Annotated in this window: 17 protein-coding genes; 11 read left to right on the top strand and 6 right to left on the bottom strand. The window is 69.6% G+C overall.

Going from position 1 to position 19,079, the window contains the following annotated elements:
• Positions 1-16: 16 nt before the first annotated feature.
• Positions 17-1,192, top strand: coding sequence for an ABC transporter permease (locus KO717_RS07185; protein ID WP_437184479.1), 1,176 nt, complete (start codon positions 17-19; stop codon positions 1,190-1,192).
• A 138-nt stretch (positions 1,193-1,330) separates the two neighbouring features.
• On the opposite strand, the gene KO717_RS07180 is transcribed toward KO717_RS07185, so the two are convergent.
• Positions 1,331-2,500 (bottom strand): magnesium and cobalt transport protein CorA, encoded by a 1,170-nt coding sequence (locus KO717_RS07180; protein WP_301365131.1) that lies wholly within the window; start codon positions 2,498-2,500, stop codon positions 1,331-1,333.
• A gap of 161 nt (positions 2,501-2,661) precedes the next feature.
• On the opposite strand from KO717_RS07180, the gene KO717_RS07175 reads away from it, so the two are divergent.
• Together KO717_RS07175 and KO717_RS07170 are read left to right on the top strand one after the other, a co-directional pair.
• Entirely contained in the window at positions 2,662-3,792 is a 1,131-nt protein-coding gene (locus KO717_RS07175; RefSeq protein ID WP_301365130.1) for a winged helix DNA-binding domain-containing protein, read from the top strand.
• A gap of 87 nt (positions 3,793-3,879) precedes the next feature.
• Entirely contained in the window at positions 3,880-5,571 is a 1,692-nt protein-coding gene (locus tag KO717_RS07170) for an AMP-binding protein (RefSeq protein WP_437184478.1), read from the top strand.
• A 79-nt stretch (positions 5,572-5,650) separates the two neighbouring features.
• Here the strand turns inward: KO717_RS07170 and KO717_RS07165 are convergent, their stop codons facing one another.
• Together KO717_RS07165 and KO717_RS07160 are read right to left on the bottom strand one after the other, a co-directional pair.
• Entirely contained in the window at positions 5,651-6,139 is a 489-nt protein-coding gene (locus KO717_RS07165; RefSeq protein WP_301365126.1) for a glutathione peroxidase, read from the bottom strand.
• A gap of 116 nt (positions 6,140-6,255) precedes the next feature.
• A complete protein-coding gene (locus KO717_RS07160; protein WP_301365124.1) occupies positions 6,256-7,095 on the bottom strand; it encodes a hypothetical protein in 840 nt (279 codons plus the stop codon).
• A gap of 268 nt (positions 7,096-7,363) precedes the next feature.
• On the opposite strand from KO717_RS07160, the gene gcl reads away from it, so the two are divergent.
• A complete protein-coding gene (gene gcl / locus KO717_RS07155) occupies positions 7,364-9,151 on the top strand; it encodes a glyoxylate carboligase (protein WP_301365123.1) in 1,788 nt (595 codons plus the stop codon).
• Between the two features lie 86 nt (positions 9,152-9,237).
• Positions 9,238-10,611: an APC family permease gene (locus tag KO717_RS07150; protein WP_301365121.1), complete on the top strand. Its 1,374-nt coding sequence runs from the start codon at positions 9,238-9,240 to the stop codon at positions 10,609-10,611.
• Between the two features lie 461 nt (positions 10,612-11,072).
• Here KO717_RS07150 and KO717_RS07145 read toward each other — a convergent pair whose 3' ends face one another.
• The 3 genes from KO717_RS07145 to KO717_RS07135 form a co-directional block, all read right to left on the bottom strand.
• Entirely contained in the window at positions 11,073-12,530 is a 1,458-nt protein-coding gene (locus KO717_RS07145; RefSeq protein WP_030390353.1) for a catalase, read from the bottom strand.
• 211 nt (positions 12,531-12,741) lie between these two features.
• Positions 12,742-13,641, bottom strand: a complete 900-nt coding sequence (locus tag KO717_RS07140) for a 2-hydroxy-3-oxopropionate reductase (RefSeq protein ID WP_301365117.1) — start codon at positions 13,639-13,641, stop codon at positions 12,742-12,744.
• A gap of 74 nt (positions 13,642-13,715) precedes the next feature.
• Positions 13,716-14,549 carry a TIM barrel protein gene (locus KO717_RS07135; RefSeq protein ID WP_301365115.1) on the bottom strand — a complete coding sequence of 278 codons (834 nt, stop codon included), beginning with the start codon at positions 14,547-14,549 and terminating at the stop codon, positions 13,716-13,718.
• A 125-nt stretch (positions 14,550-14,674) separates the two neighbouring features.
• Here KO717_RS07135 and KO717_RS07130 point away from each other — a divergent pair, with 125 nt between their 5' ends.
• From KO717_RS07130 to KO717_RS07105, 6 genes are all read left to right on the top strand, one after another.
• Positions 14,675-14,926, top strand: a complete 252-nt coding sequence (locus KO717_RS07130) for a thiamine-binding protein (RefSeq protein ID WP_078913322.1) — start codon at positions 14,675-14,677, stop codon at positions 14,924-14,926.
• Entirely contained in the window at positions 14,923-15,321 is a 399-nt protein-coding gene (locus tag KO717_RS07125) for a helix-turn-helix domain-containing protein (protein ID WP_030714791.1), read from the top strand. The genes KO717_RS07130 and KO717_RS07125 overlap by 4 nt, the downstream gene beginning before the upstream one ends.
• A gap of 154 nt (positions 15,322-15,475) precedes the next feature.
• Positions 15,476-15,997: a 2-oxo-4-hydroxy-4-carboxy-5-ureidoimidazoline decarboxylase gene (uraD, locus tag KO717_RS07120; RefSeq protein WP_301365110.1), complete on the top strand. Its 522-nt coding sequence runs from the start codon at positions 15,476-15,478 to the stop codon at positions 15,995-15,997.
• Between the two features lie 2 nt (positions 15,998-15,999).
• Positions 16,000-16,389, top strand: coding sequence for a hydroxyisourate hydrolase (uraH, locus tag KO717_RS07115; RefSeq protein WP_030008876.1), 390 nt, complete (start codon positions 16,000-16,002; stop codon positions 16,387-16,389).
• A gap of 1 nt (position 16,390) precedes the next feature.
• Complete coding sequence (pucL, locus tag KO717_RS07110) at positions 16,391-17,314, top strand: factor-independent urate hydroxylase (RefSeq protein WP_301365107.1); 924 nt, start codon at positions 16,391-16,393, stop codon at positions 17,312-17,314.
• A gap of 190 nt (positions 17,315-17,504) precedes the next feature.
• Positions 17,505-18,908: an 8-oxoguanine deaminase gene (locus tag KO717_RS07105; RefSeq protein ID WP_301365105.1), complete on the top strand. Its 1,404-nt coding sequence runs from the start codon at positions 17,505-17,507 to the stop codon at positions 18,906-18,908.
• Positions 18,909-19,079: the final 171 nt, after the last annotated feature.

The following is a 19,079-nucleotide window of genomic DNA, read 5'->3' as shown; positions in this document are numbered from 1 at the left end:
CCTGCGGCCTGCGCGGATGAGGCCTGCCGACGTGGTCGGAGTAGGCGCGGTGGGCCTGCGTACCCGCCCGATGAGGGCCTTCCTCTCCGCGCTGGGCATTGCCATCGGCGTCGCTGCCATGGTCGCGGTGGTCGGTGTTTCCTCGTCCTCCCGCGCCGAACTCGACCGCGCCCTGGCCGCACTGGGCACCAACCTGCTCACCGTCGCCCCGGGCGACACCCTGACCGGCGGCACAGCCCAGCTTCCGCCCACCGCCGAGGAGATGATCTCCCGCATCCGCCCGGTGACCGCGAAGTCGTCCATCGGCAGACTCGGCGATACCGACGTCTTCCGCACCGACAAGATCCCCAGGACGGACAACGGCGGCATCACCGCCTACGCCGCCCGCACCGACCTGCCCGCCACCACCGGCGCGAAGCTCCGTAGCGGCGCCTGGCTCAATGCCGCGACCAGCAGGTATCCCACCACCGTGCTCGGAGCCCAGGCTGCCGAGCGCCTTGGCATCGGCCACGCCCGTCCGGACACCCGCGTGCTGATCGGCGGCCGGTGGTTCACCGTCATCGGCATCCTCGAACCGGTCCCACTCGCCCCCGAACTGGACGCCGCAGCTCTCATCGGCTGGCCGGCCGCCGAAACCGTACTGCGCTTCGACGGCCGTCCCACCACCGTCTACGTCCGCAGCGCCGACGCCGATGTCGAATCGGTCCGGTCGGTGCTCGGCGCCACCGCCAACCCCCAGGCCCCCAACGAGGTCAAGGTGTCGCGGCCCTCCGACGCCCTGGCCGCCAAGCAGGCCGCGGGCAAGGCCTTTACGGGACTACTGCTCGGCCTGGGCGCGGTGGCCCTGCTCGTCGGCGGCGTCGGCGTGGCCAACACCATGGTCATCTCGGTCCTGGAGCGCCGCGCCGAAATCGGTCTCCGGCGCTCACTGGGCGCCACCCGGGGACAGATCCGCGCCCAGTTCCTCGCCGAATCCCTGCTGCTGTCCACCCTCGGCGGCGCCGGCGGAGCACTCCTCGGAACCGCCGTGACCGCCGGATACGCCCTCTGCCAGGACTGGCCCGCGGTCATACCCCCGTGGGCGGTGCTGGGCGGCATGGCCGCAAACCTGGCCATCGGCGCCCTGGCCGGCCTCTATCCGGCCCTCCGCGCCTCCCGCCTGTCACCCACGGAAGCCCTGGCCGCCCCGTAGTGCCGTCGGCGGAAACCGCCGAACGCGTGCGCGACTTCGACACCTTGAAAAGCGGGCGAGCCGGCGCACCGTCACGTTTGCGCCCCGCCTGCACCGAGTCCGCACCTACGGTGCGGGCCATGTCATCACCCGCCGGATCTAGAGCCAGTCCCGGCGTTTGAAAATGAGGTACAGACTGACGCAAACTGCCGCCATCAGGGCAACTGCGAAGGGGTATCCGAGCGCCCAGCGCAGCTCTGGCATGGCTTCGAAGTTCATGCCGTAGATGGTGCCGACCAGTGTGGGGGCGAAGAGGATGGCGGCCCAGGCGGAGATCTTCTTGATTTCCTCGTTCTGTTCGAAGCCGGCCTCGGCCAGGGCGCGCATTTCGGCGTTCTGTTGTTGGGAGACCAGGGTGGCGTTGACCGTGAGGATTTCCGTGAGGGCCTGGCGGAAGCCGTCGACGCGTTCGCTCGTGTGGGTCACGTGGTCCGCCACGTCGCGGAGGTAGCGCTGGAGTTCCTCGTCCGTGCCGTACTTCGCGAAGCCCGCCATCAGACCGTGGAGCATGCCCACCAGGGGGCGGGTGGCGCGCTGGAACTCGACCATTTCGCGGGAGAGTTCGTAGATGCGGCGGGAGACCGCCGGGTCGCCGCGGAAAACCTCCGTCTCGATCTCGTCGATGTCGGTCTGGACGCCCTCGACGACCGGGGCGTAGCCGTCGACCACCGCGTCGAGGATGGCGTACAGGGCCGCCTCCGGGCCGAGGGAGAGGAGCCCCGGGTTGCCCTCCATCCGGCGGCGGACTGCGGAGAGGTCCGGGGCGCCGCCGTGGCGGACCGTGATCAGGAAGTCCGGGCCGACGAAGACGTGGAGCTCGGCGAAGTCGACCTCCTCCTGGGCGTCGAGGTAGCGGGCGGCGCGCAGGACGACGAAGAGGGTGTCTCCGTAGCGCTCCAGCTTGGGGCGCTGGTGGGCCTCCAGGGCGTCCTCCACGGCGAGTTCATGGAGGTTGAACTCGGCCGCCAGGGAGTGGAGTTCGGGCTCCGTCGGACGGTGCAGGCCGATCCAGGCCATCCCGTCGGGCTCCTCGCGTAGTTGCCGGAAGGTCTCGGCGAGGGTGGCGGGGGAGGCGATCCGGCGGCCGTCGCGGTAGACGGCCGAGTCGATCACGCTGCGGTGGTTCGGCGGAGCGGGGGCCGCCGGTGCGGGCTGCGAGCCGGTCGGCGGCCCCGCCGGTGGGGCGGGGGCGGCCGGGGTGGCGGGGCGTCGCCAACCCGTGCGCTTCGCGGCGGACGGCGACGGGCGGCGGTCTGGGCGCTCCGGCATCGCAGGTCAGCTCCCGGTCGAACGTGTGTTTACGGGCAAGGGGCAGGATATAGGGGACAAAGGGGTGACCGATGTAGGGCGGGAGACTTCGGGCCGCTCCGGACCGTTTCCGTTCGGGGTTGCGGACGAAAGCTGTCCGCAAGGGGGGTTAGCTTGCTGCCATGGCTTCCAGGACGACACACCCCGTACTCGGTACCCGCGCTCTGAACCGTGCCACGCTCGCCCGCCAGTTGCTGCTGAGCCGCGCCGAGATGTCCGCGGGGGACGCCGTCGCGCACCTGCTCGGGCTGCAGGCGCAGAACGTGAAGCCGCCCTACTTCCAGCTGCACGCCCGGCTCGCCGGCTTCCGGCCCGCCGAGCTGGCCGGGCTCATGGAATCCCGCGAGGTCGTCCGGATGGTCACCATGCGGTCCACGATCCACACGCACACCGCCCATGACGCCCTGACCCTCAGGCCCCTCGTCCAGCCCGCCCGCGACCGCGAGGTCGCCTACTTCCGCAAGGGGCTCACGGGGGTGGACCTGGACCGGCTCGCGAAGCGCGCCCGCGCCTTCGTCGAGAGCGAGCCGCGCACCATGGGCGAGATCCGGGAGGAACTGCTCCAGGAATGGCCCGACGCCGACCCGCAGTCCCTCTCCGTCGCCGCCCGCTGCCGGCTGCCGCTGGTCCAGGTCACCCCTCGTGGGGTGTGGGGGCGCAGCGGTCAGGTCCGGCTCACGACCGTCGAGAGCTGGCTCGGGAAGCCCGCCGGTGCGGCGCAGCCCGTGGACGAGGTCGTGCTGCGCTACCTCGCCGCCTTCGGGCCGGCCTCCGTCAAGGACATGCAGACCTGGGCCGGCCTGACCCGGCTGCGCGAGGCCTTCGAGCGGCTGCGCCCGGGCCTCCTCGTCTTCCAGGACGAGAACGGCGTGGAGCTCTTCGACCTACCCGGCGCCCCCCGCCCCGACGCGGACACCCCGGCGCCGCCGCGCTTCCTGCCGGAGTTCGACAATCTGCTGCTCTCGCACGCAGACCGCACCCGCGTGGTCGCCCCCGAGGTCAAGGGGCGCACGTGGACCGGGAACCAGGCCCACTGCACCCTGCTCGTGGACGGGTTCCTCGCCGGCCTGTGGAAGCTGGACGGGCGGACGCTCACCGTCGAGCTGTTCGGCCCGGTCCCGAAGGCGGCGAAGGAGGAGATCGTCGCCGAGGGGGAGCTGATGGTGGAAGGGATGGCAGAAGAGGTGGGACAAGAGGTGGGTGAAGGCGGTGGGGGTGGTGCGGCGGTGCGGTTCGGGGCGATCAAACCCTGACGTGCGGTCCCGTGCCGTTCCGTGCGGTCAACTCACGGCTGACGCCGCACTGGTGGTCCGTACACCGCACGCGGCACGATGCCCGTCATGACGACCGAGAGTACGCAGGACGACGCCACCGCCCGGTTCCTGGCCGCCCGGGACTTCCTGCTGGAACGCCGCGGCGACTACGAGGCCGCCCACGCCGGGTTCACCTGGCCCCGCCCCCACCGCTTCAACTGGGCTCTGGACTGGTTCGACCACATCGCCGCCGGGAACGACGCCGACGCCCTGCGCATCGTCGAGGAGGACGGCAGCAGCCAGAGCCTCACCTTCGCGGAGCTCGCCGTACGCTCGGGCGCCGCCGCGAACTGGCTCCGCGAGCAGGGCGTCGCGCCCGGCGACCGGATCCTGGTCATGCTCGGCAACCAGCGCGAGCTGTGGGAGGTGATGCTCGGCGCGATGAAACTGCGCGCCGTCGTCATCCCGGCCACCCCGCTGCTCGGCCCGGCCGACCTGCGCGACCGGGTCGGACGCGGCCAGGTGCGCCACGTCATCGCACGCGCCCTGGACACGGCCAAGTTCGACGAGGTGCCCGGAAACTACACCCGGATCGCCGCCGGGGAGCAGGTTCCCGACGGCTGGCTGCAGCTCGCGGACATGGCGGCCGCCGACGGCGATTTCACGCCGGACGGCGAGACCCTCGCCACCGACCCGCTCATGCTGTACTTCACCTCCGGCACCACCGACCGCCCCAAGCTCGTCGAGCACACGCACGCCTCGTACCCCATCGGGCACCTCTCCACCATGTACTGGCTCGGGCTGCGCCCCGGCGACGTGCACCTCAACATCGCCTCGCCCGGCTGGGCCAAGCACGCCTGGTCCAACCTCTTCGCCCCCTGGAACGCCGGCGCGACCGTCTTCGTCCACAACTACACGCGCTTCGACGCCGAACGGCTGATGGCCGAGATGGACCGGCACGGCGTGACCACCTTCTGCGCCCCGCCCACCGTGTGGCGGATGCTGATCCAGTCCGACCTCACCAAGCTGGCCAGGCCCCCGCGCGAGGCCGTCGCCGCCGGGGAGCCGCTCAACCCGGAGGTCATCGAGCGGGTCCGCGCGGCCTGGGGCGTCACCATCCGCGACGGCTTCGGCCAGACCGAGACCACCCTCCAGGTCGGGAACTTCCCCGGGGTGCCCGTCAAGCCCGGCTCCATGGGCCGGCCGGCACCCGGCTACGAGATCGTCCTGCTGGACCCGGTCACCGGCAAGGAGTCCGCCGACGAGGGCGAGCTCTGTGTGGACCTGCGCACCCGGCCCGCAGGGGTGACCACCGGCTACCGCGACGATCCGCAGCGCACGGCCGAGGCCATGGCGGACGGGCTCTACCGCACCGGTGACATCGCGGCGCGCGACGCCGACGGGTACCTCACCTACGTCGGGCGCTCCGACGACGTGTTCAAGGCCTCGGACTACAAGATCAGCCCGTTCGAGCTGGAGAGCGCCCTGCTGGAGCACGAGGCGGTGGCCGAGGCCGCCGTCGTCCCGGCCCCCGACGAGCTGCGGCTCGCGGTCCCGAAGGCGTACGTCACCCTCGCGGGCGGCTGGGAGCCCGGGCCGGAGACGGCCCGGGTGCTGTTCGAGCACTCCCGCGCGGTGCTGTCCCCGTACAAGCGGATCCGCCGCATCGAGTTCGCCGAGCTCCCGAAGACCGTGTCCGGCAAGATCCGCCGGGTGGAGCTGCGGGAGCTCACCGCGGCCGGGTCGGCGGAGGAGTACCACGAGGCCGACCTGGACTGAGCGGAGCGCCTACGGGCTGCTGCGCGGCGTGCGCGGCAGCCCGTACGGGAGTGCGTACGAGGAGTACGTACGGGTAGTGCTACGCGGGCAGGTGCGCCTCGATCGCGGCGATGACCTCGGGGGCCTCCGGCTCGGTGCGCGGGCGGAAGCGGGCCACGACCTCGCCGGCGGGGGAGATCAGGAACTTCTCGAAGTTCCACTGGACGTCCCCGGCCTCGCCGTCCGCGTCCGGGGTCTTCACCAGCTCCGCGTAGAGGGGGTGCCGGTTCTCGCCGTTGACCTCGGACTTCTCCAGGATCGGGAAGGTCACGCCGAAACCGGCCGCGCAGAAGGTCTGGATGTCCTCGGCGTTGCCGGGCTCCTGCTCACCGAACTGGTTGCAGGGCACGCCGATGACGGTGAAGCCCTTCTCCTCGTACGCGAACTGCAGGCGGGCCAGTCCCGAGTACTGCGGGGTGAGCCCGCACTGCGAGGCGGTGTTCACCAGGAGGATCGCCTTGCCCTTGTGGGCGGCGAGGCTGGTGGGCTCGTCGGACAGGGTGGTCAACGGGATGTCGTACAGGCTCATCGGGCTCTCCTGGGCGAGAAGTAGGCAATGCCTACGAGCTTAGGGGGTAGCTTGCCGATCACGCCGGGCTGACCGGCATCACCGGCATCACCAGCGCCACCGGCACCCGCCCGGGCCTACGCGTCCGGGCCGACCAGCGCGTCCGCCGGGTCGTTGACCGGCTGCGGCATGCCCGTCAGGTCCATGACGAAGAGCGGTATACCGAGATCGTCCGCGCGGGCCCGGGCCTCCTCCGTGTACCCCGCGAGCGCGAAGTAGACGCTGGTCGCGGAGGCCGTGAGCCCGTTCAGCCAGACGCATTCCACCGCCCGCAGCCCGGCCGGCGCCGTGGTCGGGTCCACCTGGGCGACCAGGCCGGGGGCCCGCAGGTCCACGGTCGCCGCCGGGATCGGGCGCCCGTCGGGCTGCCGTACGTCCCGGAAGCCGAGCCAGCGCAGGTACAGCGCGGCCGTGGCCACCGCGTCGCGGGCGGTACGGATGGTCACCGGCCGGAACGCGGGCCGCGGCACCGGCGCGGCAGGCGGCGGGATGTGCGCCGGGCGCCCGTCCGTGGCTCCGCCCGGGGCTCCGCCCGTGGGCCCGTCCGCCGGCCCGCCCACGGGGCCGCGCCCTGAGCCGCCCCGGTCCGGCCGGGCGGCCGCCTGGGGCGGGCCCGCCGCACCCGCCCGACCTGCCGGGCTCTGCGTCCCCTCCAGCGGGTGCACCGGAATCAGCACCACCGTCCCGCACGAACCGCAGCCCAGCTCGGGATGCGGCCACTCGCTCTCCCGCCCGCACGTCGTGCAGCGCACCGTCACCCAGGTGTCCGACCAGGTCCGGTGGGTCAGCGGAACCGGCGGCGCCACCAGGTCCAGCGGGGGATGGACCGGGCTTCCGCAGGCACAGGGGAAGACCGGGGCGGTGTAGCCGTTCTCGCGCAGGCACGCCGGGCAGCGCACCGGTACCGCTTCCGCCATGAGACCTGGACCCCCTCCGTCGCTGTGCGTAGGTCCATGCTCCACCACCGGCGACCGCCGGGGGGAGGCCGCACGCCTTTTCCGGGGGATTCCCGCCGGTGGATCAGTGATTTGTACAAGTCGCCGACCGAGATGTGGCTTTTGGTGTCTTCCGAGGTCCCCTACCGCCTTGACGTCGCAGGAGTCGCCGCTTAGCTTGTTCCGTATAGCAGAACAAAACTTCCGGATTACGGAAAAAGTCTGACCGCCAGACCCGCAGGAGAACTCGATGCCTCGTATGACAGCCGCCGCCGCTGCAGTGGAGATCCTCAAGCTCGAGGGTGTCGAACAAGCGTTCGGTGTCCCCGGTGCTGCGATCAACCCCTTCTACCGCGAGCTCAAGAACGTGGGCGGCATCGCGCACACCCTCGCCCGCCACGTCGAGGGCGCTTCGCACATGGCCGAGGGCTACACGCGGGCCAAGGCGGGCAACATCGGTGTCTGCATCGGTACTTCGGGCCCGGCCGGCACCGACATGATCACCGGCCTGTACTCGGCGATCGCGGACTCGATCCCGATCCTCTGCATCACCGGTCAGGCCCCGGTCTCGAAGCTCCACAAGGAGGACTTCCAGGCCGTCGACATCGCCTCGATCGCCAAGCCGGTCACCAAGAAGGCCACGACCGTCCTGGAGGCCGCGCAGGTCCCCGGCGTGTTCCAGGAGGCCTTCCACCTGATGCGCTCCGGCCGTCCGGGCCCGGTCCTGATCGACCTCCCGATCGACGTCCAGCTGACCGAGATCGAGTTCGACCCGGCCACCTACGCGCCGCTGCCGGTCTACAAGCCGCAGGCCACCCGCGCCCAGGCCGCCAAGGCCCTGCAGTTCCTGCTGGAGTCCGAGCGCCCGCTGATCGTCGCCGGCGGCGGCATCATCAACGCCGACGCCTCCGACCTGCTGGTCGAGTTCGCCGAGCTGACGGGCGTCCCCGTCATCTCCACCCTGATGGGCTGGGGCACCATCCCGGACGACCACGAGCTGGCCGCCGGCATGGTCGGTGTGCAGACCGCGCACCGCTACGGCAACGCGACGTTCCTGGAGTCGGACTTCGTCTTCGGCATCGGCAACCGCTGGGCCAACCGTCACACCGGTTACAACCTGGACGCCTACACCAAGGGCCGCAAGTTCGTCCACGTCGACATCGAGCCCACGCAGCTCGGCAAGATCTTCGCCCCGGACTTCGGCATCGCCTCCGACGCCAAGGCCGCGCTGGAGCTCTTCATCGAGATCGCCAAGGAACTCAAGGCCGAGGGCAAGCTGCCGGACTTCTCCGCCTGGGCCGCCTCGGCGCAGGACCGCAAGGCGACCCTGCAGCGCCGTACGCACTTCGACAACATCCCCCTGAAGCCGCAGCGCGTCTACGAGGAGATGAACAAGGCGTTCGGCCCCGAGACCCGCTACGTCACCACCATCGGCCTCTCCCAGATCGCGGCGGCGCAGTTCCTGCACGTCTACCGCCCGCGCAACTGGATCAACTGCGGCCAGGCCGGCCCGCTCGGCTGGACCATCCCGGCCGCCATCGGTGCCGCCACCGCGGAGCCGGAGACCCCGATCGTCGCGCTGTCCGGCGACTACGACTTCCAGTTCATGATCGAGGAGCTGGCGGTCGCCGCCCAGCACAAGGTCCCCTACGTCCACGTCCTCGTGAACAACGCCTACCTGGGTCTGATCCGCCAGGCGCAGGGTGGCCTCGGCATCAACTTCGAGGTCAACCTCGAGTTCGAGAACATCAACACCCCCGAGCTGGGTGTCTACGGCGTCGACCACGTCAAGGTCGCCGAGGGCCTGGGCGTCAAGGCCATCCGCGTCACCGACCCGGACAAGCTGGGCGAGGCCTTCGAGGAGGCCAAGAAGCTGGCCCAGGAGTTCCAGGTCCCGGTCGTCGTCGAGGCCATCCTGGAGCGCATCACGAACATCGCGATGAGCAAGACGGTCGACATGAGCGACGTCACCGAGTTCGAAGAGCTCGCGACCGAGCCGGGCCACGCCCCGACCGCGATCAAGGCCCTGCAGGTCTGATCACCCCGCACCACCCGGCGGCCCCTGTCCCTCCTTTCGGAGGGGCGGGGGCCGCTCCGTGTTCCGGCGCCGCCGCGGTCGCGTAGGTGTTCGCGATCCCGTTCGCCTTCATCTCGGTGGCGGTCGGCGTCTTCGGGACCTACGACGAAGTACTGCGAACCGCGGGACCGGTGGGGATCTGGCTCTGGATGATCGCCGCGGTGGGGCAGACCCTGGTGGCGCTGGTGGTCGCCCAGTTCGCGGCCCGCATCCCGCTCAGCGGCTCCTCCTACCAGTGGGCCTCCCGGCTGGCAGGCCCGCGGACCGGCTGGTGGTTCGGCTGGCTGACCTTCTGCTACCTGGCGATCGCCGTCCTGGCGATCGACAACGCGCCGGCGAGCCAGGCGTTCATGCCGCTCGTCGGCATCGCGGAGAACGAGGACACCGCGCGCCTGATCACGCTGGCGGTGCTGCTCGTCCAGGCCGTCGTCGCCATCGCCTCGACGCGCCTGGTCAGCTGGATCAACTCGGTGGCGGTGGGGCTGAAGGTGGCCCTCGTCGTGGTGGTGGGGATCGCTCTCCTCATCGCCGTGGCGGTCGCGGGCGACGGCTCGGCGGCCAACCTCACCTCGCGCGGAGTCGCGGCGCACACCCCCGGCTACTTCGCCGTCGGCGGCGGGCTGATGCTGGCGATGATCATGGGCCTCGCCACCCTCGTGGGCTTCGACTCCGCCGCGAACCTGGCAGAGGAGGCCAAGGACCCCCACCGCAGCGTGCCGCGTGCGATCGTGGGGTCGGTCGTCGCCGCGGGAATCCTCGGCATGCTCTTCCTGATCGCGCTGACCGTCGCGATCGAGGACGTCCCGCGGATCAGCGCCGACGGGTCGCCGGTCGCGGCGATCATGCGCGAGAACCTCGGTCCGGCCGCGGAGAAGGTGCTGCTCGTCGCGATCTCGTTCGCGTTCTTCGGCGCCGGGATCGTGGTGATGGTCTCCTGCTCGCGGCTGGTCTTCGCGATGTCGCGCGACGCACGCTTCCCCGCGCACCAGGTGATGCGGCGGGTGAACCCCCGTACGCAGACGCCCGTCCCGGCGACCCGGCTGATCCTCGCGCTCGGGTTCGTCCTGATGGTGGCGCTGCCCGGCGCCGCACTGCTGGAGCTGATCACGGCGTCGACGATCCTTCCGGCCGTCATCTACGGCGCGACGATCGTCCTCTACCTGGCCGTGCGCGGCCGCCTGGGCCGCCAGGAGGGCTTCTTCGACCTCGGACGCCTGGAACTGTCGGTCGCGCTCTGCGCGCTGGTCTGGACCCTGCTCGCGCTGTTCGTCCTCGTGACGCCGCGGGAGGCACTGGTCCCCGTCGTGGTCGTGGCCGGCCTGCTCCTCCTGGGAGGGCTGTTCTTCCTCGGCATGCTGGTGTTCGACCGCGAGGCGCTCGACACCGAACCCGGCGAGGACACCTTCCGCACGGGCCACTGAGCAGCGTTCCGTTCCCGGGGCGGGGCCCTGAGGCGGGTCCCGGGGCGGTCCCGGGGCGGGGTCCTGCCGTGACATGGCAAAGCGCCGAGTCACGGGACCGTCCGTGACTCGGCGCTCTGGTTTGTTACCGCCCGACGGTGCGAGGCTGGCGCGACAGGACGTTCGCACCGCCGGGCGGAGTGTGTGGGGAGGTGGGTACCTCCGCGTGCAGGGGGCTCTGTGCGTAGCCCCTGTACGAAGAGGATTGGCTGGGACCGTGGCGGGCGGGCGACGAGAACTCCGGCGTCGTCTCCCTCAGGTCAAGAGACGGGCCTCGGAACCCATTACCACCGCACTGGCTCGCACGCCCGCCACGGTCCTCGTCCTGCCCTCACCGTGTACCACCCCTCATCCGGGTCCACGGGTCGGGCTGAGCACCCGGGGCCTGACCTCCCGTCAGGCCCCCGGTACAACTGGGCGGCTCAGGCGTCGCGCAGGGCGCGGACGGCCTCCTCGACGCGCTTGCCGTAGTCGGCGTCGGCGGCGTGGAAGTGAGCCAGGTTCTTCTCGATGACGTCTTCCAGGGTGACCTGCGACAGACCGCCGGCGATGTTCGCCACCAGACGCTGCTTCTCGGCCTCCGACATCAGGCGGTAGAGCTCACCGGCCTGGAAGAAGTCGTCGTCCTTGGTGTGGGCCGGGGCCTCGTGGGTGCCCGTGTAGCCGGAGACGGCCTTCGGGGCGCCCAGCGCCAGACCGGTTTCGGCCGGACCCTGGTACGAGTTGGGCTCGTAGTTCTTGTCGTGGCGCGAGCCGTTGCGCAGCGCCATGACGCCGTCGCGGCCGTAGTTGTCGGCCTTCGTCGCCTTCGGGGCGTTGACCGGCAGCAGGGTGTGGTTCACACCGAGGCGGTAGCGCTGGGCGTCGGCGTACGCGAAGAGGCGGCCCTGGAGCATCTTGTCCGGCGAGGCGGTGATGCCCGGGACGAAGTTGTTCGGGGAGAAGGCGGACTGCTCGACCTCGGCGAAGACGTTGTCCGGGTTGCGGTCGAGGACCAGACGGCCCACGCGCTGCAGCGGGTAGTCGCTGTGCGGCCACACCTTGGTGAGGTCGAACGGGTTGAAGCGGTAGTCCGCGGCCTCGGCGGCGGGCATGATCTGCACGTACAGGGTCCACGAGGGGTTCACACCGCGCTCGATGGCCTGCAGCAGGTCGGTCTGGTGCGAGTTCGCGTCCTTGCCGACGAGCTCGGCGGCCTGCTCGCCCGAGAGGCTGCGGATGCCCTGGTTCGTCTTGAAGTGGTACTTGACGAAGAAGGCCTCGCCCTGCTCGTTCGTCCACTGGTACGTGTGGGAGCCGTAGCCGTTCATGTGACGGTACGACGCCGGGATACCGCGGTCACCCATGAGCCAGGTGATCTGGTGCGTCGCCTCGGGGGCGTGCGCCCAGAAGTCCCAGACGTTGTCCGGCTCCTGCTTGCCCGTGAAGGGGTCGCGCTTCTGGGAGTGGATGAAGTCGGGGAACTTGATCGGGTCCTTGATGAAGAACACCGGGGTGTTGTTGCCGACGAGGTCGTAGTTACCCTCTTCGGTGTAGAACTTGAGCGCGAAACCGCGCGGGTCGCGGACCGCGTCCGCGCCGCCGAGCGAGTCGGCGACGGTGGAGAACCGCAGGAAGGTCTCGGTCTTCTTGCCGACCGTGTTCAGGAACGCGGCGCTGGTGTACGCGGTGACGTCGTCGGTCACCTCGAAGTAGCCGTACGCGGCCGAGCCGCGGGCGTGCACCACGCGCTCCGGGATGCGCTCACGGTTGAAGCGGGCGAGCTTCTCGAGGAGCTGCTGGTCCTGGACCAGGAGCGGGCCACCGACGCCGGCGGTGGCGGAGTTCTGATTGTCGGCGACCGGGGCGCCGGACTCGGTCGTCAGCGTGCGCTTCGACATGGTGACCTTCCGTACGGGGTAACTGCTGACGGAAAGCGTCTTCCGTCATGCGGAACAGCCTAATTTCGGCACGAACTAAACGTCAACAGTTTGTTGAACGAAGTTGAAGGGTGAGTGGTAATCCGGACGGCGCCGGCGCTTGGGCGCGACAGGACAGGTGTCAGCACCGGCGCCATCCGGAAACTCAGGTCCCCTGCGAGAGGGGAAGTGCTCAGATCTGAGCGCCGGAGAGGCGCTCGACGGCACGGAGCAGGGCCGAGTGGTCCAGGCCGCCGTCACCCTGGGCGCGCAGCGAGGCGACCAGCTGGGCGACGACCGCGCCGACCGGGAGGGCCGCACCGACGTTGCGGGCGGCGTCGGTGACGATGCCCATGTCCTTGTGGTGCAGGTCGATCCGGAAACCGGGCTTGAAGTCGCGGTTCAGGAAGTTGTCCTTCTTACGGGTCAGGACCGTGGAGCCGGCCAGGCCGCCGTTGAGGACGTCCAGGGCGGCGGTGAGGTTCACGCCCGACTTCTCGAGGAAGACGACGGCCTCGGCGCACGCCTGGATGTTCACCGCGACGATGAGCTGGTTGGCGGCCTTCACCGTCTGGCCGGAGCCGTGCGGACCGCACAGGACGATGACCTTGCCGAGGGCCTCGAGGACCGGCAGGGCCTCGTCGAAGTCGGCCTGCTCGCCACCCACCATGATCGACAGGACGGCCTCGATGGCGCCGGCCTCGCCGCCGGACACCGGGGCGTCGATGACGCGGATGCCCTTGGCGGCGGCGTTCTTCGCGAGGTCGATCGAGGTCTGCGGGGTGATCGACGACATGTCGATGATCAGCGCGCCGGACTTCGCGTTCTCGAGGATGCCGTTCTCACCGTAGGAGATGGCCTCGACCTGCGGGGAGGCGGGCACCATCGTGATGATGACGTCGGCGTCCGCCACGGCCTCGGCGATGGAGCCGGCCGCGGTGCCGCCGGCGGCGGCCAGGCGGTCCAGCTTGTCCTGCTCCAGGGTGAAGCCGGTGACCGAGTAGCCGGCCTTCAGGAGGTTCTCGGCCATGGGGGAGCCCATGATGCCGAGCCCGATCCAGGCGATCGACGGGAGCGCAGTGGGGTTGCTCATGATGAGGGTCCTTCTCTTAATGCTTTGTACGAAAAGTTCGTGAAGTGCCTGGCTGATCGCCCGGACTTTGTCCGCTACTTCGCGGCGCGGGCCTCGGCCGGCAGCCATGCGAAGGAAGCGGCAGCGTCGGCGGCCTTGTACTCCAGGCCTACGTAGCCCTCGTATCCGGCCTTCTTCAGCTGGTCGAGCAGCTCCTCCAGGGGCAGCTCGCCGGTGCCGGGGGCACCGCGTCCGGGCTTGTCCGCGATCTGGACGTGCCCGGTCTTGGCGGCGTACTTTTCGATGACCTCGGAGAGGTCCTCATCGTTCATCGCCAGGTGGTACAGGTCGAGCAGGAACTTGGCGTTGCCGAGGCCGGTGGCCTCGTTCACCTTGTCCACGACCTCGATGCCGGCCGGTGCGCTCACCAGGGGGTAGAGCGGCGACTCGGGCTTGTTGAGGGTCTCGATCAGGAGGATCGCGCCGACGCGGTCCGCGGCCTGGGCCGCCACGACCAGGTTCTTCAGGGCGAGCTCGTCCTGAACGGCCGGCTCCACGCCTTCGACGCGGTTGCCGTAGAGGGCGTTCAGCGCCTTGCAGCCGACCGAAGCCGCGAAGTCCGCGGCCACGTTGATGTTGGCGTTGAAGCGCTCCGACTCCTCACCGGGTACCGAGACCGCACCGCGGTCCGGGCCCGGCAGCTGGCCGGCGTAGAAGTTCAGTCCCACCAGCTGGGTGCCGGCGTCCTCAAGAGCCTTCTTGAGAGCGTCGAGCTCCTCCTGTGCGGGGGTGGGGGTCTCGATCCAGGGCCACCACAGCTCGACCGCCGTGAAGCCCGCCGCGGCAGCAGCCGCGGGACGCTCCAGAAGCGGGAGTTCCGTGAAGAGGATCGACAGGTTCACATCGAAGCGCTGGTCCGTGTATCCCATGAGGGGTGTGCGCTCCTTCCGTATTGCGGAAGTTATTTTCTGCTTGATGGAAGACTGCATGGGGTTCTGCGTGGATGTCAAGTGCGGACTGCCGAAAAATCCTGACCGCGGGGTAGCTTGACGGCGTGCGATTGAGAGTGGAGTTCACGACCGAGCCCTTCGATCTGGAAGAGGCTCCTGCCCATGCCGTGGCGGCCCGCGAGGTCATCCAGAAGGCCCAGCTGGACGCCGTGGATGTCGGCCCGTTCGGCAATACCGCCGAGGGTGAGGCCGACCGGGTGCTGGCCGCGGTGGGGGCGCTGCTGCGCGACTCCCTGGAGGCCGGCGCCACGCGTGTCTCGCTCCAGGTCAATGTGATCGGGGAGGAGATGTCATGACCGAGCCCCGCGACCATCCCTTCGTCACCGCGGTCAAGCCGCTGGTGGACGCCATGGGCGGCGAGCTGATGGATCCCGCCCTGGCGCAGCCCGACGACGTCGTGCTCGCCTGGGAGGGCCAGGATCTGCTGGCCGTGCGCCTGCCGCAGCTCTCGGACTCGCTGGATCACATCCTGGCGGCCCTGGAGCGCCGGTACGGCGTACCGTTGGCTCAGCTCGACCGGAAGTCCAAGCAGGACGTCGTGCGGATACTGGAGGCGCGGGGCGCCTTCTCCGTGCGGCACGGCGTGGAAACGGTCGCGGGCGCCCTGGGTGTCAGCCGCTTCACCGTCTACAACTACCTGAACCGCGATTCGAACGCCCCGAAGGGGACCGGCAAGAGCAGCCAGGAGTGAACGCAGGCTGACTCACGGTGACGAGCCGCCGCCCAATTCACCCGGGCGGCGGCTTTTGTGTACGGGAAGTTTCAACAAAGTGTTGACGCCGTGTGGTGGAGGGCGTTAGCTATGCGCAGCCCGTCAAAGCAACAACAGGCCACGGAGGCCTACCGTGACTTCGAGTCCGACCCCGGGTCTCACCCGGTTCAACGCCTTGGACGACAGCGCGGCCACGGCCGAGCTGCACGAGGTGTGCGCCAGCTCGGCGTGGGGGAGCAAAATGCTCGCCCAGCGCCCCTTCTCCACCGCAGAGTCCCTGTTCGCCGCGAACGAAGCCGCCATGGCGGAGCTCACCGCGGACGACCTGGGCGAAGCGATGGGAGGCCACGCGCCGATCGGCCGGCCGAAGCCGGGAGACCCGACCTCCGCCCGCGAGCAGCGTGGCATGGCCGGTGCCTCGGAGGAGCTCAAGAACGAGCTCCTCGAACTGAACCTGGCCTACCAGGACAAGTTCGGCCACGTCTTCCTCATCTGCGCCACCGGTGCGACCGGTGAGTTCATGCGTGACGCGGTCAAGGTCCGGATCGACAACTCGCCGGAGCAGGAGCGGGAGATCGCCCGCGGCGAGCTCGTCAAGATCAACAAGATCCGCCTCACCCGTCTCGTCGAACTCGCAGAAGCAGAAGGAGCGTGACCATGAGCACCGAGACCACCGCGTCGGTGTCCACGCACATCCTGGACACCAGCATCGGCAAGCCCGCCGAGGGCGTCGCCATCTCCCTGTCGGCCCGTACGGGTCTCGGCGGCGAGTGGGCGGCCCTGGGCGGCTCCGCCACCGATGCGGACGGGCGCTGCAAGGACCTGCCGGCGCTGCCGGAGGGCACCACACACGTACGTCTCGACTTCGAGACCGAGACGTACTTCGAGAAGAAGCAAGCCGAGGCGCAGCAGGACGCCCCCCGCGTAAGGGACAGCGGTGCGTTCTTCCCCGAGGTCACCATCACCTTTGCGGTGAACCCGGGCGAGCATTACCACGTACCGCTGCTGCTCAACCCGTTCGGCTACTCCGTTTACCGAGGGAGCTAGCATGGCCACGATTCTGGGCCAGAACCAGTACGGCAAAGCAGAGAACCGCGTCGTCAAGATCACGCGGGACGGCGACACGCACCACATCAAGGACCTGAACGTCTCGGTCGCCCTCTCCGGCGACATGGACGACGTCCACTACTCCGGCTCGAACGCCAACTGCCTTCCGACGGACACCACCAAGAACACGGTGTACGCGTTCGCCAAGGAGTACGGCATCGAGTCCGCCGAGCAGTTCGGCATCCACCTGGCGCGCTGGTTCGTCACCAGCCAGGAGCCGATCAAGCGCGCGCGCATCCGGATCGAGGAGTACGCCTGGGACCGGATCGCCACCTCGGACGCCAACTCCAAGTTCATCGGCTCCGACGAGGTGAACCACTCCTTCGTCCGCCAGGGCATGGAGACCCGCGTCACCCAGATCACGTACGACGGTACGAACTGGGAGGTCATCTCCGGCCTCAAGGACCTCGTCGTCATGAACTCCACGAACTCCGAGTTCTGGGGTTACGTGAAGGACAAGTACACGACGCTGAAGGAGGCCTACGACCGCATCCTGGCCACCCAGGTGTCGGCTCGCTGGCGCTTCAACTGGTCGGACGACGAGCAGCGGATGCCCAACTGGGAGAAGTCCTACGCCGAGGTCCGCAAGCACATGCTGCAGGCCTTCGCGGAGACCTACTCCCTGTCGCTGCAGCAGACCCTGTACCAGATGGGTTCGCGCATCATCAACCACCGTTCGGAGATCGACGAGGTCCGCTTCTCGCTCCCGAACAAGCACCACTTCCTCGTCGACCTGGAGCCCTTCGGCCTCAAGAACGACAACGAGGTGTACTTCGCCGCGGACCGTCCGTACGGTCTGATCGAGGCCACTGTTCTCCGGGACGGCGTCGACGCCCGTATCCCCGTGGACATGACCAACCTCTGACGCGGCACGCGCGTCCCGGGGCTCCGCAGTGGCCCCGGGACCGCGCGACACTCACAAGCTTCCTGAATCGGCACCCGGACGTATCACACGGGGCGGCAGTACTGTCAGCTGTCAAGGCCCCCGGCTCCGGCACTCAAATCTCCTGGGCCTTGCCGTGCCCGCACCGCCACTGAAAGCACGAGGAAGTCCCATGGCAGCATCGGCAGCCCATGACAGCGCCGTCGAGCGCATCGTCATCGAGAACTGTGCGATCGCGACCGTCGACGCGAACGACACCGAGTACGCCTCGGGTCACATCGTCATCGCCGGCAACCGGATCGAGTCCATCGGAGCGGGCAAGGCCCCCGATAACCTCGACAACGTAGTCCGCCGCATCGACGGTACCGGGCACCTCGTGACCCCCGGTCTGGTCAACACCCACCACCACTTCTACCAGTGGATCACGCGTGGTCTGGCCACCGACCACAACCTCTTCAACTGGCTGGTCGCGCTGTACCCGACGTGGGCGCGCATCGACGAGCAGATGACGTACACGGCCGCGCAGGGCTCCCTCGCCGCGATGGCCAAGGGCGGTGTGACCACCGCGATGGACCACCACTACGTCTTCCCCAAGGGCTCCGGCGACCTGTCCGGCTCGATCATCCGTGCCGCGTCCGAGATGGGTGTCCGCTTCACCCTCGCCCGCGGCTCGATGGACCGCAGCGAGAAGGACGGCGGCCTGCCGCCGGACCACGCCGTCGAGACCCTCGAAGGCGCGCTCGCCGACACCGAGGCGACCGTCAAGAAGTTCCACGACGCCTCCTTCGACTCGATGACCCAGGTCGCCGTCGCCCCGTGCTCCCCCTTCTCGGTCTCCACCGAGCTGCTGAAGCAGGGCGCCGAGCTGGCCCGCCGCCTCGGGGTGCGTATGCACACGCACGGCAGCGAGACCGTCGAGGAGGAGAAGTTCTGCCACGAGCTCTTCGGCATGGGCCCGACCGACTACTTCGAGTCGACCGGCTGGCTCGGCGAGGACGTGTGGATGGCGCACAGCGTCCACATGAACGACTCCGACATCGCCGCGTTCGCCCGTACCAAGACCGGTGTCGCGCACTGCCCGTCCTCCAACGCCCGTCTGGCCGCCGGCATCGCCCGCGTCCCGGACATGCTCGCCGCCGGTGTCCCGGTAGGCCTCGGCGTGGACGGCACCGCCTCCAACGAGTCCGGTGAGCTGCACACCGAGCTGCGCAACGCGCTGCTGATCAACCGCCTGAACCCGGTCCACCGCGAGCGCGCCCTGAACGCGCGCCAGGCCCTGCGCCTCGGTACGTACGGCGGCGCCCAGGTCCTCGGCCGTGCCGACAACATCGGTTCGCTGGAGGCCGGCAAGTGCGCCGACCTGGTGCTCTGGAACCTCAGCACCTTCCTGCACTCCTCGATCGCCGACCCGGTCACCGCGCTGGTCTTCGGTGCGGCGGCCCCGGTCACCGCGTCGTTCGTCAACGGCAAGCAGATCGTCGAGAACAACCGCCTCCTCTTCGCCGACGAGGACGCCATCGCCGTGTCCACGCGGGAAGAGGCCCAGCGCCTCGCGCGGATCTCCGCGCAGGCCTGATCCCACGGAGTCCGGCCGGGGGGGACGGCCCCCGGCCGGCAGCCGCGGACCCGAGCGGGGTCCGTGGGCAGCCGTTCCCGGGTAGCGCCTGAGGAGATCCGAAGGCGCCCCGGGGGCGGTGACTCGTGCAACCAGCCCCGCGGCGCGCATGACGCGCCCTTGCCGTGGCAC

Source organism: Streptomyces xanthophaeus (genome assembly GCF_030440515.1).
Classification (GTDB): domain Bacteria; phylum Actinomycetota; class Actinomycetes; order Streptomycetales; family Streptomycetaceae; genus Streptomyces; species Streptomyces kutzneri.
The sequence above is the reverse complement of the archived record's forward strand: the minus strand, read 5'-3'. Positions and strand labels throughout refer to the sequence as shown.

What these genes read in the sequence shown, in the direction of transcription:
- KO717_RS07175 (WP_301365130.1), top strand. Translation starts at nt 2,662, where the DNA reads ATGGCTTCCAGGACGACACACCCCGTACTCGGTACCCGCGCTCTGAAC.
- KO717_RS07170 (WP_437184478.1), top strand. Translation starts at nt 3,880, where the DNA reads ATGACGACCGAGAGTACGCAGGACGACGCCACCGCCCGGTTCCTGGCC.
- uraH (WP_030008876.1), top strand. Translation starts at nt 16,000, where the DNA reads ATGAGCACCGAGACCACCGCGTCGGTGTCCACGCACATCCTGGACACC.
- KO717_RS07125 (WP_030714791.1), top strand. Translation starts at nt 14,923, where the DNA reads ATGACCGAGCCCCGCGACCATCCCTTCGTCACCGCGGTCAAGCCGCTG.
- KO717_RS07105 (WP_301365105.1), top strand. Translation starts at nt 17,505, where the DNA reads ATGGCAGCATCGGCAGCCCATGACAGCGCCGTCGAGCGCATCGTCATC.
- gcl (WP_301365123.1), top strand. Translation starts at nt 7,364, where the DNA reads ATGCCTCGTATGACAGCCGCCGCCGCTGCAGTGGAGATCCTCAAGCTC.
- KO717_RS07165 (WP_301365126.1), bottom strand. Translation starts at nt 6,139, where the DNA reads ATGAGCCTGTACGACATCCCGTTGACCACCCTGTCCGACGAGCCCACC.
- KO717_RS07140 (WP_301365117.1), bottom strand. Translation starts at nt 13,641, where the DNA reads ATGAGCAACCCCACTGCGCTCCCGTCGATCGCCTGGATCGGGCTCGGC.
- KO717_RS07135 (WP_301365115.1), bottom strand. Translation starts at nt 14,549, where the DNA reads ATGGGATACACGGACCAGCGCTTCGATGTGAACCTGTCGATCCTCTTC.
- KO717_RS07180 (WP_301365131.1), bottom strand. Translation starts at nt 2,500, where the DNA reads ATGCCGGAGCGCCCAGACCGCCGCCCGTCGCCGTCCGCCGCGAAGCGC.
- KO717_RS07185 (WP_437184479.1), top strand. Translation starts at nt 17, where the DNA reads ATGAGGCCTGCCGACGTGGTCGGAGTAGGCGCGGTGGGCCTGCGTACC.
- KO717_RS07145 (WP_030390353.1), bottom strand. Translation starts at nt 12,530, where the DNA reads ATGTCGAAGCGCACGCTGACGACCGAGTCCGGCGCCCCGGTCGCCGAC.
- pucL (WP_301365107.1), top strand. Translation starts at nt 16,391, where the DNA reads ATGGCCACGATTCTGGGCCAGAACCAGTACGGCAAAGCAGAGAACCGC.
- KO717_RS07160 (WP_301365124.1), bottom strand. Translation starts at nt 7,095, where the DNA reads ATGGCGGAAGCGGTACCGGTGCGCTGCCCGGCGTGCCTGCGCGAGAAC.